Below are 14071 nucleotides of genomic sequence, written 5' to 3' on the forward strand. Positions count from 1 at the left end.
GCTCAGGGGATCGGCTGGACCGTCAGCAGCGTATAGAGACCGATGGCCGCACCGCTCGCGATGAAAGCGATCAGAAAGCGGCATATATCGGGCCAGAAATCGGGGCGTTCCATGTCGGTCGTCTCCTTCTCGGTGACGATGCGACGGATAAAATGGTGCCGAACCCGTATCCAGTGACAAATGACGTTAGGCGCCGTCGTTCGCGATCAGCTTGAGTTCGGCGGCAGGCGCATTGTCCTTATGCGCAAAATGGCCGTCGATCCGGCTGCCCGCCTCGATCGTGATGCGCTCATAACGAACATCACCGGTAATCCGCGCGCTGCGCTCGACCACCAGTTCCTCCGCCGTGATTGATCCATCGACAAGGCCTGCTAGGCGCGCGCTTTGCGCGGTGACATGACCGATGATGCGGCTCTCGGCCCCCTGGACCAGCGCGGCGCAGCTAATATCGCCTTCCACCACGCCATCGACATGTAGATCGACCGACGCGGTGACGTTGCCGCTTATCGTGACGTCGCCGCCGATCAGCGAGAAGGGGGTATTTTTAGCCCCGGTTGCCGACATCGGCGAAACGGGCCTTGGCGATTTGCTGGACTTGGAGAACATCCTGGGCAGCCTCCAGAAAACGGCGAGGGTTGATGGGCCGGTCATTTTGCCGGACCTCGAAATGGAGATGGGTGCCGGTCGAACGGCCGGTCGACCCCATGCCGCCGATCGTGTCGCCCCGCGCCACCGCCTGGCCTACCTTGGCGGCAAAGCGTGACAAATGGGCGTAACGAGTCATCAGGCCGTTGCCATGATCGACCTCGACCACATTGCCATAGCCCTGCCGCTGGCCGACATAGCGCACCTTGCCTGGCGCGGCCGCGACGATCGGCTGGCCATGACGGCCGGGGAAATCCATGCCGGCGTGGAAAGCGGCGTGGCCGTTGAACGGATCGCGGCGATAGCCGTAGGAACTGGTTTCCATCGGCGCCATGGTCGGCCTGCCCGACGGGATCGACAGCAGGCTGCGTTCCAGAAACTCCATTCGCGTTAGGGCATCGGCCAGATGTTCCAACTCGCCGGTCATGGCGCCCTTGCTGCCCTTCCACGGAACGAAGGGGCCACCCTGGGCGCGCGCGGCGGTGCGAGCGAGCTGGTCGGGGTTGAGGCCGAAGCTGCGAATCGCCGCCGCTGCCTTGTCCGCGCGACGTTCTACAGCAGCGGTCAGCAGCAGGGCGAAACGGCGCTGGCGCTCTTCCAGCCGCACGAGCGGCGCGGCTTCCGGGGCCATGCTGATCTTGGCGGTCAGCGTCTCCGCCTTGCCGGATGTGTCGGCGGCGGTCGGCGCGACCATGTCCGCGTCCTTGTCACCCTCGGCCCCGAAATGGGTCTTGTAGAGCGTGTCCATGAAGTCCTGCCGGGCTTCCAGATCCTGCGCCAATTCATCGACCGACTGGCGATAGCCTTCGACCTTGGTGGCGGCGGTCGCGATGGATTTGCTCTTGGCGGCCAGCGCTGCGCGCTCCTGCGTCACTGAGGCGCTGTCGGCGATCATCGCCAGCGTCATGCCGCCCCAGCCGACCAGCGCGATCGTCAGCAGGCTGAGCGTCGTGAGTTGCAGGCGGCGGGAAATCCTCAGGAACCGGACCTGGCCGCCCGATCGCAGGAAAATCTCCCGCTCTGGGCATAAGGCGGCAAGCCGTGCCCGGAGAGCGGCTGCCCTCGATTTTCGATGATGCGACAATGACGACCCCGTAGCTCTTTTCGAGTCGGGCCGATAGCAAAGCCGGGCCACCCGCGCGAATCCACCGTTACGTAGACGTGACGAGTCGAGTGATGCGCGCGACTAAATGATCCCTGCGATCGTTTGTTCCCTCATAAATGCGATTTTTTGAACTCGCGCCTTAGCCGAGATCGGCCTGCGCTGTCGTCGCGAGCAGGCGGGTGACGGCGGCGGCGGGTATGGCCGGGCTGAAATGATAGCCCTGCCCATAATGACATCCGCCCGCCCGCAGATAATCGACCTGGCGACTATTCTCGACCCCTTCCGCCACCGTGCGGATGCCCAGGCTGAAGGCGAGGTTGAGGACGGTGCGGACGATGGCGGCGTCATCCGGGTCGGTTTCCAGATCGCGCACGAAACGCTGGTCGATCTTGATGATGTCGATCGGAAACTGTTTGAGGTGGGAGAGAGAGGCATAGCCCGTCCCGAAATCATCGAGGGCGATGCTGACCCCGGCATCGCTCAGTCGGTTGAGGGCGCGCCCGACCCGTTCGGCGTTGCGGCCCAGAAAGACCGATTCGGTCACTTCCAGTTCCACCGTCGAAGGCGGCAGGCCTGCATCTGCCAGCCGTTGCAGCAGGCGATCGGCAAAGGCATCGTCGTTCAGGTCCGCGCCGGACCCGTTGAACGCAATGGGGCCGACCGTCACGCCCGTGTCGCGCCAGCGCACGCAATCGGCGATGATGCGGTCGATCATCATCATGGTGATCATGGGGCCAAGTTCAGGATGTTCGAAGGCGGACGCGATCTCGCCAGGCATGATGACCTTGCCGTCCGCGGTCGGGCAGCGAAACAGCGCTTCGAACCCGACGATCGCCCCGCTATCGAGCGCGATCTTGGGCTGATACCAGGGGCAGGGCCGTTCATGCGCCAGGATATGGCGTGCCCGGTCCAGCATCGCGGCCTCACGCTCCCAGCTTTCCAGCAATTCAGGACCGAACAGGGTTGCGCGGCCCCGCCCGCTATTCTTGGCATGATAGAGCGCGATGTCGGCATGTTTGACCAGGGCGGTGACATCGTCGCCATGGTCGGGGAACAGCGCGACGCCGATGCTCACCCGGCATTCCATCGGCCGCCCACGATAGCTGAGCGGGGCATGAAGATGCTCGGTGATACGCCGCAATATCGGCTGCACCGACTCGGCGTCGGGCAGGCGGGTCAGCAGCACGGCAAATTCATCCCCGCCCATGCGCGCCACCAGATCGCCGGGGCGCAGCGCATGCCGCAAGCGTCCGGCCACGGCGCACAGCAGGGCATCGCCAGCGTCATGACCGGCCGTATCATTGACGCGCTTGAACTCGTCCAGGTCGATCAACAGCACGGCCAGTTGCGCCCGCTTGGTCGGCGCAGCGGTCGCCTGCGTCACCGCTGCCATGAAATGCGCGCGGTTTGCCAGGCCCGTCAGCGCATCCGACATCGCCAGCCGTTCCAGATTCTGTTCGATTTCCTTGCGTTCGGTGATGTCGACCACGCTGGTCATGAAGCAGGCTTCATCGTCGATCACGATGGGCCGGGACGACAGCAAAGCATTGCGAATGGCACCATCACCACGGCGCAGACGGCATTCGAAATTATCGATCGCCTCCCCCTGTCGCAGCCGGGCGAACAGATCGTCGCGCACCGGCAAGTCGACATAGGTTTGCTCGACATTGGTCAGCGACACGGGGCCACCAGCCGCATGCGCTTCCAGCGCGGCGCGGTTGATCCGCACGATGCTGCCGTCATAGCGTGTCACCAGCAGCGGCAGGGGGACGGCCATGAACATATGTTCCAGCGTATCCCGGCTGTTGGCGAGCGCAGCCTGGGCTTCGCGCGCGGCGAGACCGGCCTTCCATTCCTTGCGCTGGAGCCGATTGCCGCGCGCGATCGCGATCCACATGCCGAAATGCAGCATCACCATCGCCAGGATCATGCCAGGCACGGTGGCCGACAGCGGGGCGGGCGCGAGATAGCCGATCAACAGCGCGATGCCGCAGGCCAGTCCGCCACCGACATTGCCGCGAAAGCTGGTCGGCACGACGAGGTAGAAGACCAGCGGAAGCATCACCAGCACGAAGACGGCGATGTCGCTACGCGAACTAACGAGGAAGGCGACACCGACGGCGATGACCGCCTGCCAGGCAAAGCAGATGCGTTCGACCGCGCGGAAACTGGTCATGCGATGGCTGACCGACAGGCAGGCCAGTGACCAGAGGATGACGACGATGCGCGCTGGCACCGCAACCCAGAAATGATCGGTTCCGGCAAAGCGCCAGTCGCTCATCAGGAACAGAGTATTGAGGACGGCCGATAGCGCGAACAGAATCTGGGCGTGCCCGCGCGATTCGCGCAAGCGCCCTTCCTGAAAGAGGCGTTCGCGGGCAGGGTCGCAAAATTCACCGGTATAGGGGGAGATGTCCGTCACATTTTGTCCATAGAAACACCATATTGGTGGTTGGCCCGAAAAATAGGCGCGACAGGGTTATCAAAACCCTAACCACGTCGGCGCGAGGCACGGAAAATCACGGGTGTAGCGCCGCCCTGTCGCGACGCTTGACCCTTTGCCCGCGCAGGGCTATAGGCCCGGCTGCCCAGCGACCTGTCGCGTCGAGACTCGTCTTTTCTCGCCATTGCTGGGTGCTATTAGAGCTGAACATTGCCGGGTGCTCTTGCGGCTCCAGGGGGGTTTTATGCCCACCGGGGCCTTTGCTGTTTGGATGACGTCTGTTTTCCAAGCGGCTCGCAACACGGGGATGCCACGGTAAAGTAACTGAAAAAGGTGAAGGGCTTCATGCCAACAATCAACCAGCTGGTCCGCAAGGGCCGCGAACCGCAGAAGGCCAAGTCCAAGGTCCCTGCCATGGATGCGAACCCGCAAAAGCGTGGCGTTTGCACCCGCGTCTACACGACGACTCCGAAGAAGCCGAACTCGGCGCTCCGCAAGGTGGCGAAGGTGCGTCTGGTCAACCAGCGCGAAGTCATCACCTACATCCCCGGTGAAGGCCATAACCTTCAGGAACATAGCGTTGTTCTGATCCGTGGCGGTCGTGTCCGCGATCTTCCCGGCGTGCGCTATCACGTTCTTCGCGGCGTTCTGGATACCCAGGGCGTCAAGGATCGTAAGCAGAGCCGTTCGAAGTACGGCGCGAAGCGTCCGAAGTAAGGGGAGACCAAGAATATGTCACGTCGTCGTCGCCCCGAAAAGCGCATCATCCTGCCCGATCCCAAATATGGCGATATCGTGCTGTCCAAGTTCATGAACTCGATCATGCAGGACGGTAAGAAAGCCGTTGCTGAGTCCATCGTCTATGGCGCTCTCGAAACTGTCGAGACCCGCGCCAAGAAGGACCCGATCGGCATGTTCCATGACGCGCTGAACAACATCAAGCCGGGCATCGAAGTTCGCAGCCGCCGCGTTGGCGGTGCGACCTATCAGGTTCCCGTCGAAGTGCGTCCCGAACGCTCGCAGGCGTTGGCCATCCGTTGGCTGATCACCGCCGCGCGCAACCGCAGCGAAACCACGATGGCCGCGCGCCTGTCGGGTGAGCTGATGGACGCCGCCAACAATCGCGGCAATGCCGTCAAGAAGCGCGAAGATACGCACCGGATGGCAGAAGCCAACCGTGCCTTCTCGCACTATCGCTGGTAACATACCGCTACTGGTAAAAGGCAGGCGGGCGTTTCCAATGTCCGCTTCGCTGTCCGGTTTCAAAAATTGGTCCGTTCGTCAGGGGTCTCTACCCATGGCGGACGGATTGGTTTAGGGGCCACCCAAGAACTCGAATCCCCAACCGCCGGTGCGCCGGCAACGGAGAAGCATCATGGCCCGCAGCCATCCGCTCGAACGCTATCGTAATTTTGGTATCATGGCGCATATTGACGCCGGCAAAACCACGACGACCGAGCGTATCCTTTACTACACCGGCAAGTCCTACAAGATCGGCGAAGTCCATGACGGCGCCGCCACGATGGACTGGATGGAACAGGAGCAGGAGCGTGGTATCACCATCACGTCGGCTGCGACCACCTGCATCTGGAACGACCACCGCCTGAACATCATCGACACCCCCGGCCACGTCGACTTCACCATCGAAGTCGAGCGTTCGCTGCGCGTGCTCGATGGCGCGGTCGCCGCGTTCGACGGCGTTGCGGGCGTTGAGCCGCAGTCGGAAACGGTGTGGCGTCAGGCGGACAAGTATAAGGTTCCGCGGATGTGCTTCATCAACAAGCTCGACCGTACCGGCGCCAATTTCTATTATTGCGTGCAGACGATCATCGATCGCCTGGGTGCCATCCCCGCCGTTCTGTATCTCCCCATCGGTGCGGAGAGCGAGTTCAAGGGTCTGGTCGATCTGGTCGAAAACCGTGCGATCATCTGGAAGGATGAGAATCTCGGCGCTGAATTCTCCTATGAGGAAATTCCCGACGACCTCGCCGACAAGGCTGCCGAATATCGCGAAAAGCTGATCGAACTGGCCGTCGAGCAGGACGACGAGGCGATGGAAGCCTATCTCGAAGGCAATCTGCCCGACGTTGCGACGCTCAAGAAGCTGATCCGCAAGGGCACGCTGGCCCAGTCGTTCGTCCCCGTGCTGTGTGGTTCGGCGTTCAAGAACAAGGGCGTTCAGCCCCTGCTCGACGCGGTTGTCGACTATCTGCCTTCGCCGCTCGACATCGAAGACGTACAGGGCATCAACCCCGACAACGACCAGCCCGACAGCCGTGCGACCGCAGATGATGCGCCGTTCGCTGGCCTGGCGTTCAAGATCATGAACGATCCGTTCGTCGGCTCGCTCACCTTCCTGCGCGTCTATTCCGGCACCCTGACCAAGGGCACCTATCTGAACTCGGTCAAGGACAAGAAGGAAAAGATCGGCCGCATGCTATTGATGCATGCCAACAGCCGTGAAGATATCGATGCAGCCTATGCCGGCGACATCGTTGCGCTGGCCGGCATGAAGGAAACCACCACCGGGGATACGCTGTGCGCCGAGCGCCAGCCGATCATCTTGGAGCGGATGGAATTCCCTGAGCCGGTCATCGAATTGTCGGTGGAACCCAAGACCAAGGCCGACCAGGAAAAGATGGGCGTCGCGCTCAACCGCCTGGCCGCCGAGGATCCGTCCTTCCGCGTTTCGACCGATCACGAATCGGGCCAGACCATCATCAAGGGCATGGGCGAGCTTCACCTCGAAATCCTGGTCGATCGCATGAAGCGTGAGTTCAAGGTCGAGGCGAATGTCGGTGCGCCGCAGGTGGCCTATCGCGAATATCTCAAGAAGGCCGTCGACGTCGACTATACCCATAAGAAGCAGTCGGGCGGCACCGGCCAGTTCGGCCGCATCAAGGTGAAGGTCACGCCGGGCGAGCGCGGTGCGGGCATCATCTTCAAGGATGAGATCAAGGGCGGTAATATTCCCAAGGAATATATCCCGGCGATCGAAAAGGGCATGCGCGAAACGGCCGCTACCGGCTCGCTCATCGGCTTCCCGATCATCGATTTCGAGATCAACCTGTATGACGGCGCCTATCATGACGTCGACTCGTCGGCTCTGGCGTTCGAAATCACTGGTCGCGCAGCGATGCGTGAAGTCGCGCAGAAGTCGGGCATCACGCTGCTCGAACCGATCATGAAGGTCGAAGTCGTCAGCCCCGAAGAATATCTGGGCGACGTGATCGGCGACATGAACAGCCGCCGTGGCCAGATCCAGGGCACCGACACCCGTGGTAATGCACAGGTCGTCGAAGCGATGGTCCCGCTGGCCAACATGTTCGGCTATGTGAACTCGCTGCGTTCGTTCACCCAGGGGCGTGCGAACTATTCGATGACCTTCTCGCACTATGATGAAGTGCCGCAGAATGTCGCGGACGAAGTCAAGGCGAAGATGGCCTGATGAATTTCCCCGGCCGAGCCGTGCAAGCGGCTCGGTTAGGGGCTGGTAATCTGCAAATTTGCTGCTATGGACGCGCCTTCGCGAGGCGCGGCCGAGCGGTCAGACCCAAGCTGATTTTGATTAGAAGGTAGGATAAAATGGCTAAGGCTAAGTTTGAGCGGAATAAGCCGCACTGCAACATCGGCACCATCGGTCACGTCGACCATGGCAAGACCTCGCTGACCGCAGCGATCACCAAGGTGCTGGCCGAAACCGGCGGCGCCACGTTCACCAGCTACGACAACATCGACAAGGCGCCCGAAGAGCGCGAGCGCGGCATCACCATTTCGACCGCGCACGTCGAATATGAAACCGAAGCGCGCCACTATGCGCACGTCGACTGCCCCGGTCACGCTGACTATGTGAAGAACATGATCACCGGTGCGGCGCAGATGGACGGCGCGATCCTGGTCGTGTCGGCCACCGACGGCCCGATGCCGCAGACCCGTGAGCACATCCTGCTCGCCAAGCAGGTCGGTGTTCCTCAGCTCGTCGTGTTCATGAACAAGGTCGATCTCGTTGACGACGCCGAAATTCTGGAACTGGTCGAGCTGGAAATCCGCGAGCTGCTGAGCAGCTATGATTTCGACGGCGACAACATCCCCGTCATCCCCGGTTCGGCTGTTGCCGCGCTGCAGGACAAGACCCCCGAAATCGGCCATGACGCCGTGCTGAAGCTGATGGCTGCCGTTGACAGCTGGATCCCGCAGCCTGAGCGTCCGATCGACAAGCCCTTCCTGATGCCGATCGAAGACGTGTTCTCGATCTCGGGTCGCGGCACCGTCGTCACCGGTCGCGTCGAAACCGGCATCGTCAAGGTTGGCGAAGAAGTCGAAATCGTCGGCATCCGCGACACCCGCAAGACCACGGTCACGGGCGTTGAAATGTTCCGCAAGCTGCTCGACGAAGGTCGTGCAGGCGACAATATCGGCGCACTGGTTCGTGGCGTTGGTCGTGAAGACGTCGAGCGTGGCCAGGTTCTGGCCAAGCCCGGTTCGGTCATGCCGCACACCGAGTTTGACGCTGAAGTGTACGTGCTGTCGAAGGAAGAGGGTGGCCGTCACACGCCGTTCTTCGCCAACTATCGCCCGCAGTTCTACTTCCGCACCACGGACGTCACCGGCGAAGTCATCCTGCCTGAGGGCACGGAAATGGTCATGCCTGGCGACAACGTGAAGCTCGGCGTCAAGCTGATCGCGCCCATCGCGATGGACCCAGGTCTGCGCTTTGCCATCCGTGAAGGCGGTCGTACCGTCGGCGCAGGGGTTGTCGGCACGATCTCGAAGTAATATAGGCACCGCAGCGGCGCGAATCGCCTGATTCGCGCCGCTCGGATTTTTACCGCCTCGGATCGTCTTTCTCCGGCTCTTGCGAGCTAGAAGGACAGATTAAGAGGCGGTTGTTTTTTGGCTCTTTCGCATCGGTACAGGAATATGGACAGCAACATCCGCATTCGCCTTAAGGCGTTCGATCATCGCGTGCTTGATCAGGCGACCGGCGACATCGCCGACACCGCACGCCGCACTGGCGCTCTCATCCGCGGTCCCATTCCCCTTCCGACGCGCATCGAAAAGTTCACGGTCAACCGTGGTCCGCACATCGACAAGAAGTCGCGCGAGCAGTTTGAGGTTCGCACCTACAAGCGTATGCTTGACATTGTGCAGCCGACGCCGCAGACGGTCGACGCGCTGATGAAGCTGGACCTGGCTGCCGGCGTGAACGTAGAAATCAAGCTGGCCTAAGGCGAGCAAGTCCCTGCCTTCTGTAACAAGTCGGCAGGGTATCGGGTATTCCGGGAAACCGGAAGCTCACACGACACAAGGGATACCGCACAGCGCCGGGCAACTGGCAAGTCTGTGGTTCTGGTCCCCCGTCGCTGGTCCCGAGAGGGGTTGGCATCCAACCCGGACGGGGTGATCTGCATATTTGGGTTGGCCGCTAGGGAATGATCCCGAGCGGTTTTTTTCGTTGGATACGCCCGCCGGCGTCAGTTTCTTTTAAGGCTTAGGCGGGCCTCTATTGGGAGTATGGATCATGCGCACTGGCGTGATCGCTAAGAAAGTCGGGATGACCCGCCTGTTCCAAGAGGACGGGCGTCACGTGCCGGTTACGGTTCTGGCCCTTGAAGGCAACCAGGTCGTGGCTCGCAAGGATGTGGACAGCGACGGCTATATTGCCGTGCAGCTGGGTGCCGGCGTAGCGAAGGTTAAGAATGTCGCCAAGCCGCAGCGCGGTCACTTCGCCAAGGCGGAAGTGGAGCCGAAGGCGCGTCTGGTAGAATTCCGTGTCGCCGAGGATGCACTCCTCGATGTCGGCGTGGAAATCGCCGCGGATCATTTCATCGACGGCCAGCTCGTCGATGTGTCGGGTCACACCCAGGGTAAGGGCTTTGCCGGCGCCATGAAGCGTTGGGGCTTCGGCGGTATGCGCGCCACCCACGGCGTGTCGATCAGTCACCGTGCCCATGGTTCGACGGGTAACCGTCAGGATCCAGGCCGCGTCTTCAAGAACAAGAAGATGGCCGGTCATATGGGTGATCGTGAACGCACGCAGCAGAACCTCGAAATCGTCCGCACGGACGTCGAGCGCGGTCTGCTGTTCGTCAAGGGCAGCGTGCCTGGTGCCAAGGGCACCTGGCTGACCGTCAAGGATGCCGTCAAGGTGCCCCGTCCGGCCGACGTTCCCTATCCCGCCAGCCTGAAAAAGGCTGACAACAGCAACGACAGCGCTCCCGCTGATACCCCGGCTGAAGAAGTCGCGGCAGTGGAAGCGACCGAAGGCCAGGAGGGCTAAACCATGAAGGTCAAGGTACAGACCCTCGACGCAGCGGAAGCTGGCGATCTGGAGCTGAACGATGCCGTATTCGGTGTCGAGCCCCGCGCCGACATCCTGCACCGTGTCGTCACCTGGCAGCTCGAAAAGCGTCGCGGTACGGCCCGTGGCACCCGCGAGCGTAGCGATGTTGCCCGCACGGGTAAGAAGTTCGGTCGCCAGAAGGGCGGCGGTACGGCTCGTCACGGCGATCGCCGCGCGCCTGTGTTCATCGGTGGTGGTAAAGCCCACGGTGCCCGCGTTCGTGACTTCAATCCCTCGCTGAACAAGAAGGTTCGCGCGCTGGGCCTGAAGATGGCGCTCTCGTCGAAGGTGAAGGACGGTTCGCTGTTCATCATCGACAGCCTCGACGTCGCCGAAGGTAAGACCAAGGCGCTGGTCGCCAATCTTGCCAAGCTGAACCTGACCAAGGTGCTGTTCATCGACGGCGACGCGGTCAACATCAGCTTCGCCAAGGCGTCGGCCAACATCATCGGCGTGGACTTGCTGCCGGCCGTCGGTGCCAATGTCTACGACATCCTGAAAGCCGACTCGCTGGTGCTCACCCGCGCCGCGGTCGAAAAGCTGGAGGCCCGTTTCAATGGCTAAAAAGCAAGCCGCAACGGTCGACAACCGTCATTATGACGTGGTTGTCGCCCCGCACATCACTGAGAAGTCGACTCTTCTCAGCGAATTCAACGCTGTGGTCTTCAAGGTGGCGGGCGATGCCTCCAAGCCTGAGATCAAGGCCGCTGTCGAAGCGATCTGGGGTGTCGACGTCAAGAGCGTGAATACGCTCGTGACGAAGGGCAAGACCAAGAAGTGGAAGGGCAAGCCCTACACCCGCTCCGACGTCAAGAAGGCGATCGTCCGCCTGGCCGAAGGCCAGTCGATCGACATCACCGAGGGAGTGCGCTAACTATGGCGCTGAAGCATTATAACCCGACGAGCCCCGCCCAGCGCGGCCTCATTCTGGTCGACAAGTCCAGCCTGCACAAGGGCAAGCCCGTCAAGGCGCTGACCGAAGGCAAGCGCAAGACCGGTGGCCGCAACAACAAGGGTCATGTGACCTCGCGCGGTATCGGCGGCGGTCACAAGCAGCGCTATCGTATCATCGATTTCAAGCGTCGCTTGTGGGATGTCGAAGGTACGGTCGAGCGTCTGGAATATGACCCCAACCGCACCGCGTTCATCGCTCTGGTCAACTATCCCGACGGTACGCAGGCTTATATCATCGCGCCGCAGCGCCTCGCTCCTGGTGACAAGGTCATCGCGGGCAAGAAGACCGACGTGAAGCCGGGCAACGCGATGGAACTGGGTCAGATGCCGGTCGGCACGATCATCCACAATATCGAGATGAAGCCGGGCAAGGGCGCACAGCTCTGCCGTTCGGCGGGCACCTATGCCCAGCTCGTTGGTCGTGATCGTGGCATGGTGATGATCCGCTTGTCTTCGGGTGAGCAGCGTTACATCCGTTCGGATTGCATGGGCACCATCGGCGCCGTCAGCAACCCCGACAATGGCAACACCAATCTCGCTAAGGCAGGCCGCAACCGTTGGAAGGGCATCCGCCCGCTGACGCGCGGTGTCGCCAAGAACCCGGTCGATCACCCTCATGGTGGTGGTGAAGGCCGGACCTCGGGCGGCCGTCATCCGGTTACGCCTTGGGGCAAGCCGACCAAGGGTGCCCGCACCCGTAACAACAAGTCGACCGACAAGATGATCATCCGGTCGCGTCACGCCAAGAAGAAGAGGTAATCCGCGATGGCTCGTTCCGTCTGGAAAGGTCCGTTCGTGGACCTCAGCCTTCTGAAGAAGGCAGAAACCGCGCAGGAAGCCGGTGGCCGTGCGCCGATCAAGACTTGGTCGCGTCGTTCCACCATCCTGCCCCAGTTCGTTGGCCTGACGTTCAGCGTCTATAACGGCCGCAAGCATGTTCCGGTGTCCGTGAACGAGGATATGGTGGGTCATAAGCTGGGCGAATTCGCCCCGACCCGCTTCTTCCCCGGCCACGCTGCCGACAAGAAGGGCAAGCGCTAATGAGCAAGGAAAAGGCTCCCCGTCGCGTCGCCGACAATGAGGCTCTGGCCGTCGGCACGCAGATCCGTGGTTCGGCCCAGAAGCTGAACCTGGTTGCCACGCTCATCCGCGGCCACAAGGTCGAGGACGCGCTGAACATCTTGGCTTTCTCCAAGAAGGCGATGGCAGTGGACGTGCGCAAGGTGCTGGCTTCGGCCATCGCCAACGCGGAAAACAACCATAATCTGGACGTCGACGCTCTGGTCGTGGCCGAAGCATCGGTAGGCAAGGCGTTCACGCTCAAGCGCTTCCATGCGCGTGGCCGTGGCAAGTCGACCCGGATCCTCAAGCCCTACAGCCGCGTGCGCATCGTCGTGCGTGAAGCTGGCGAAGAAGCGGAGGCGTAAGCACATGGGTCACAAGAGCAATCCGATCGGTCTGCGTCTTCAGATCAACCGCACCTGGGACAGCCGCTGGTACGCCGAAGGCGCGGACTATGGCCGCCTGCTGCTGGAAGATCTCAAGATCCGCCAGTTCATCATGAAGTCGCTGCCGCAGGCCGCGATTTCGAAGGTCGTCATCGAACGCCCTGCCAAGCTGTGCCGCGTGTCGGTCTATGCTGCCCGTCCCGGTGTCATCATCGGCAAGAAGGGCGCGGACATCGAAAAGCTGCGCAAGAAGCTGAGCGCGCTGACCACGTCCGACGTGTCGTTGAACATCGTCGAAATCCGCAAGCCGGAAGTCGATTCCAAGCTCGTCGCACAGGGTATCGCTGACCAGCTCGAACGCCGCGTGGCGTTCCGCCGCGCGATGAAGCGGGCTGTGCAGTCGGCGCTGCGTCTGGGTGCCGAAGGCATCAAGATCACCTGCGGCGGCCGTCTGGGCGGCGCAGAAATCGCGCGCGTCGAATGGTATCGCGAAGGTCGCGTTCCGCTGCACACGCTGCGCGCGAACGTCGACTATGCCGAAGCCACGGCGCACACCGCCTATGGCGTGTGCGGCATCAAGGTCTGGATCTTCAAGGGTGAGATTCTGGGCCATGATCCGATGGCCACCGACCGGCTCATGCTGGAGGCTCAGACCTCCGGTGTGCGTCCGGCGCGCTGAACATAAGGTAGGTATAGCGTCATGCTGCAACCGAAGAAAATGAAGTTCCGCAAGACCTTCAAGGGCCGGATCAAGGGCGATGCCAAGGGCGGTTCCGCTCTGAACTTCGGTTCCTATGGTCTCAAGGCCATGGAGCCTGAGCGGATCACCGCGCGCCAGATCGAAGCGGCTCGCCGCGCGATCACGCGTCACATCCGCCGTCAGGGCCGTTTGTGGATCCGCGTGTTCCCCGACGTGCCCGTGTCGAAGAAGCCGGCCGAAGTCCGACAGGGCAAGGGCAAGGGTTCGGTCGAATATTGGGCCGCCCGCGTCAAGCCGGGTCGCATCCTGTTCGAACTGGACGGCGTACCCGGTCCGCTCGCAGCAGAGGCCTTCTCGCGCGCCGCGATGAAGCTGCCCATCAAGACCAAGGTCGTTGCCCGCCTCGGCGACACCTCGCACCTGGAGGGTTAAG

At 61.8% G+C, this 14071-nt stretch carries 16 protein-coding genes; 13 read left to right on the top strand and 3 right to left on the bottom strand.

All coding sequences use genetic code 11. The features are described from left to right. Positions 1–186: 186 nt before the first annotated feature. The 3 genes from OVY48_RS12330 to OVY48_RS12340 form a co-directional block, all read right to left on the bottom strand. Entirely contained in the window at positions 187–564 is a 378-nt protein-coding gene (locus OVY48_RS12330) for a polymer-forming cytoskeletal protein (protein WP_313923060.1), read from the bottom strand. Next, positions 545–1657 carry a M23 family metallopeptidase gene (locus OVY48_RS12335; RefSeq protein ID WP_313924767.1) on the bottom strand — a complete coding sequence of 371 codons (1113 nt, stop codon included), beginning with the start codon at positions 1655–1657 and terminating at the stop codon, positions 545–547. The genes OVY48_RS12330 and OVY48_RS12335 overlap by 20 nt, the downstream gene beginning before the upstream one ends. A gap of 232 nt (positions 1658–1889) precedes the next feature. Beyond that, positions 1890–4172 carry an EAL domain-containing protein gene (locus OVY48_RS12340; protein WP_313923062.1) on the bottom strand — a complete coding sequence of 761 codons (2283 nt, stop codon included), beginning with the start codon at positions 4170–4172 and terminating at the stop codon, positions 1890–1892. A 366-nt stretch (positions 4173–4538) separates the two neighbouring features. Between OVY48_RS12340 and rpsL the strand changes: the two genes are divergently transcribed. The 13 genes from rpsL (at position 4539) to rplP (ending at position 14070) form a co-directional block, all read left to right on the top strand. Beyond that, positions 4539–4910: a 30S ribosomal protein S12 gene (gene rpsL / locus OVY48_RS12345; protein WP_026002556.1), complete on the top strand. Its 372-nt coding sequence runs from the start codon at positions 4539–4541 to the stop codon at positions 4908–4910. 15 nt (positions 4911–4925) lie between these two features. After that, complete coding sequence (gene rpsG, locus OVY48_RS12350) at positions 4926–5396, top strand: 30S ribosomal protein S7 (RefSeq protein ID WP_037472408.1); 471 nt, start codon at positions 4926–4928, stop codon at positions 5394–5396. 172 nt (positions 5397–5568) lie between these two features. Further along, complete coding sequence (fusA, locus tag OVY48_RS12355; RefSeq protein WP_037472406.1) at positions 5569–7641, top strand: elongation factor G; 2073 nt, start codon at positions 5569–5571, stop codon at positions 7639–7641. A gap of 137 nt (positions 7642–7778) precedes the next feature. Next, a complete protein-coding gene (tuf, locus tag OVY48_RS12360; RefSeq protein ID WP_037472405.1) occupies positions 7779–8969 on the top strand; it encodes an elongation factor Tu in 1191 nt (396 codons plus the stop codon). Positions 8970–9113: 144 nt separating this feature from the next. Then, positions 9114–9422, top strand: a complete 309-nt coding sequence (gene rpsJ, locus OVY48_RS12365) for a 30S ribosomal protein S10 (RefSeq protein ID WP_007686587.1) — start codon at positions 9114–9116, stop codon at positions 9420–9422. 292 nt (positions 9423–9714) lie between these two features. Next, positions 9715–10473: a 50S ribosomal protein L3 gene (rplC, locus tag OVY48_RS12370; protein WP_037472404.1), complete on the top strand. Its 759-nt coding sequence runs from the start codon at positions 9715–9717 to the stop codon at positions 10471–10473. A 3-nt stretch (positions 10474–10476) separates the two neighbouring features. Continuing rightward, on the top strand, positions 10477–11100 hold the full coding sequence (gene rplD / locus OVY48_RS12375; protein ID WP_037472402.1) for a 50S ribosomal protein L4: 624 nt from the start codon (positions 10477–10479) through the stop codon (positions 11098–11100). Further along, positions 11093–11410 (top strand): 50S ribosomal protein L23, encoded by a 318-nt coding sequence (locus OVY48_RS12380; RefSeq protein ID WP_037472401.1) that lies wholly within the window; start codon positions 11093–11095, stop codon positions 11408–11410. Before rplD ends, OVY48_RS12380 begins: the two co-directional genes overlap by 8 nt. Positions 11411–11412: 2 nt before the next feature. Further along, complete coding sequence (gene rplB, locus OVY48_RS12385; protein WP_069065535.1) at positions 11413–12249, top strand: 50S ribosomal protein L2; 837 nt, start codon at positions 11413–11415, stop codon at positions 12247–12249. 6 nt (positions 12250–12255) lie between these two features. Beyond that, positions 12256–12531 (top strand): 30S ribosomal protein S19, encoded by a 276-nt coding sequence (gene rpsS, locus OVY48_RS12390; RefSeq protein WP_037472398.1) that lies wholly within the window; start codon positions 12256–12258, stop codon positions 12529–12531. Continuing rightward, positions 12531–12917, top strand: coding sequence for a 50S ribosomal protein L22 (rplV, locus tag OVY48_RS12395; protein ID WP_043152133.1), 387 nt, complete (start codon positions 12531–12533; stop codon positions 12915–12917). The genes rpsS and rplV overlap by 1 nt, the downstream gene beginning before the upstream one ends. A 4-nt stretch (positions 12918–12921) precedes the next feature. Further along, positions 12922–13617, top strand: coding sequence for a 30S ribosomal protein S3 (gene rpsC, locus OVY48_RS12400; RefSeq protein WP_037472395.1), 696 nt, complete (start codon positions 12922–12924; stop codon positions 13615–13617). Positions 13618–13638: 21 nt separating this feature from the next. After that, the gene (gene rplP / locus OVY48_RS12405; RefSeq protein ID WP_037472393.1) at positions 13639–14070 is read left to right on the top strand and encodes a 50S ribosomal protein L16; all 432 of its coding nucleotides are present in this window, start codon (positions 13639–13641) and stop codon (positions 14068–14070) included. Position 14071: the final 1 nt, after the last annotated feature.

The sequence above is a fragment of the Sphingobium sp. SA2 genome (assembly GCF_032227065.1).
Lineage (GTDB): Bacteria > Pseudomonadota > Alphaproteobacteria > Sphingomonadales > Sphingomonadaceae > Sphingobium.

Bases quoted from the DNA above. Each gene is read 5' to 3' on its own strand.
- OVY48_RS12330 (WP_313923060.1), bottom strand. From the start codon at position 564: ATGTCGGCAACCGGGGCTAAAAATACCCCCTTCTCGCTGATCGGCGGC.
- rpsL (WP_026002556.1), top strand. From the start codon at position 4,539: ATGCCAACAATCAACCAGCTGGTCCGCAAGGGCCGCGAACCGCAGAAG.
- rpsG (WP_037472408.1), top strand. From the start codon at position 4,926: ATGTCACGTCGTCGTCGCCCCGAAAAGCGCATCATCCTGCCCGATCCC.
- fusA (WP_037472406.1), top strand. From the start codon at position 5,569: ATGGCCCGCAGCCATCCGCTCGAACGCTATCGTAATTTTGGTATCATG.
- tuf (WP_037472405.1), top strand. From the start codon at position 7,779: ATGGCTAAGGCTAAGTTTGAGCGGAATAAGCCGCACTGCAACATCGGC.
- rpsJ (WP_007686587.1), top strand. From the start codon at position 9,114: ATGGACAGCAACATCCGCATTCGCCTTAAGGCGTTCGATCATCGCGTG.
- rplC (WP_037472404.1), top strand. From the start codon at position 9,715: ATGCGCACTGGCGTGATCGCTAAGAAAGTCGGGATGACCCGCCTGTTC.
- rplD (WP_037472402.1), top strand. From the start codon at position 10,477: ATGAAGGTCAAGGTACAGACCCTCGACGCAGCGGAAGCTGGCGATCTG.
- OVY48_RS12380 (WP_037472401.1), top strand. From the start codon at position 11,093: ATGGCTAAAAAGCAAGCCGCAACGGTCGACAACCGTCATTATGACGTG.
- rplB (WP_069065535.1), top strand. From the start codon at position 11,413: ATGGCGCTGAAGCATTATAACCCGACGAGCCCCGCCCAGCGCGGCCTC.
- rpsS (WP_037472398.1), top strand. From the start codon at position 12,256: ATGGCTCGTTCCGTCTGGAAAGGTCCGTTCGTGGACCTCAGCCTTCTG.
- rplV (WP_043152133.1), top strand. From the start codon at position 12,531: ATGAGCAAGGAAAAGGCTCCCCGTCGCGTCGCCGACAATGAGGCTCTG.
- rpsC (WP_037472395.1), top strand. From the start codon at position 12,922: ATGGGTCACAAGAGCAATCCGATCGGTCTGCGTCTTCAGATCAACCGC.
- rplP (WP_037472393.1), top strand. From the start codon at position 13,639: ATGCTGCAACCGAAGAAAATGAAGTTCCGCAAGACCTTCAAGGGCCGG.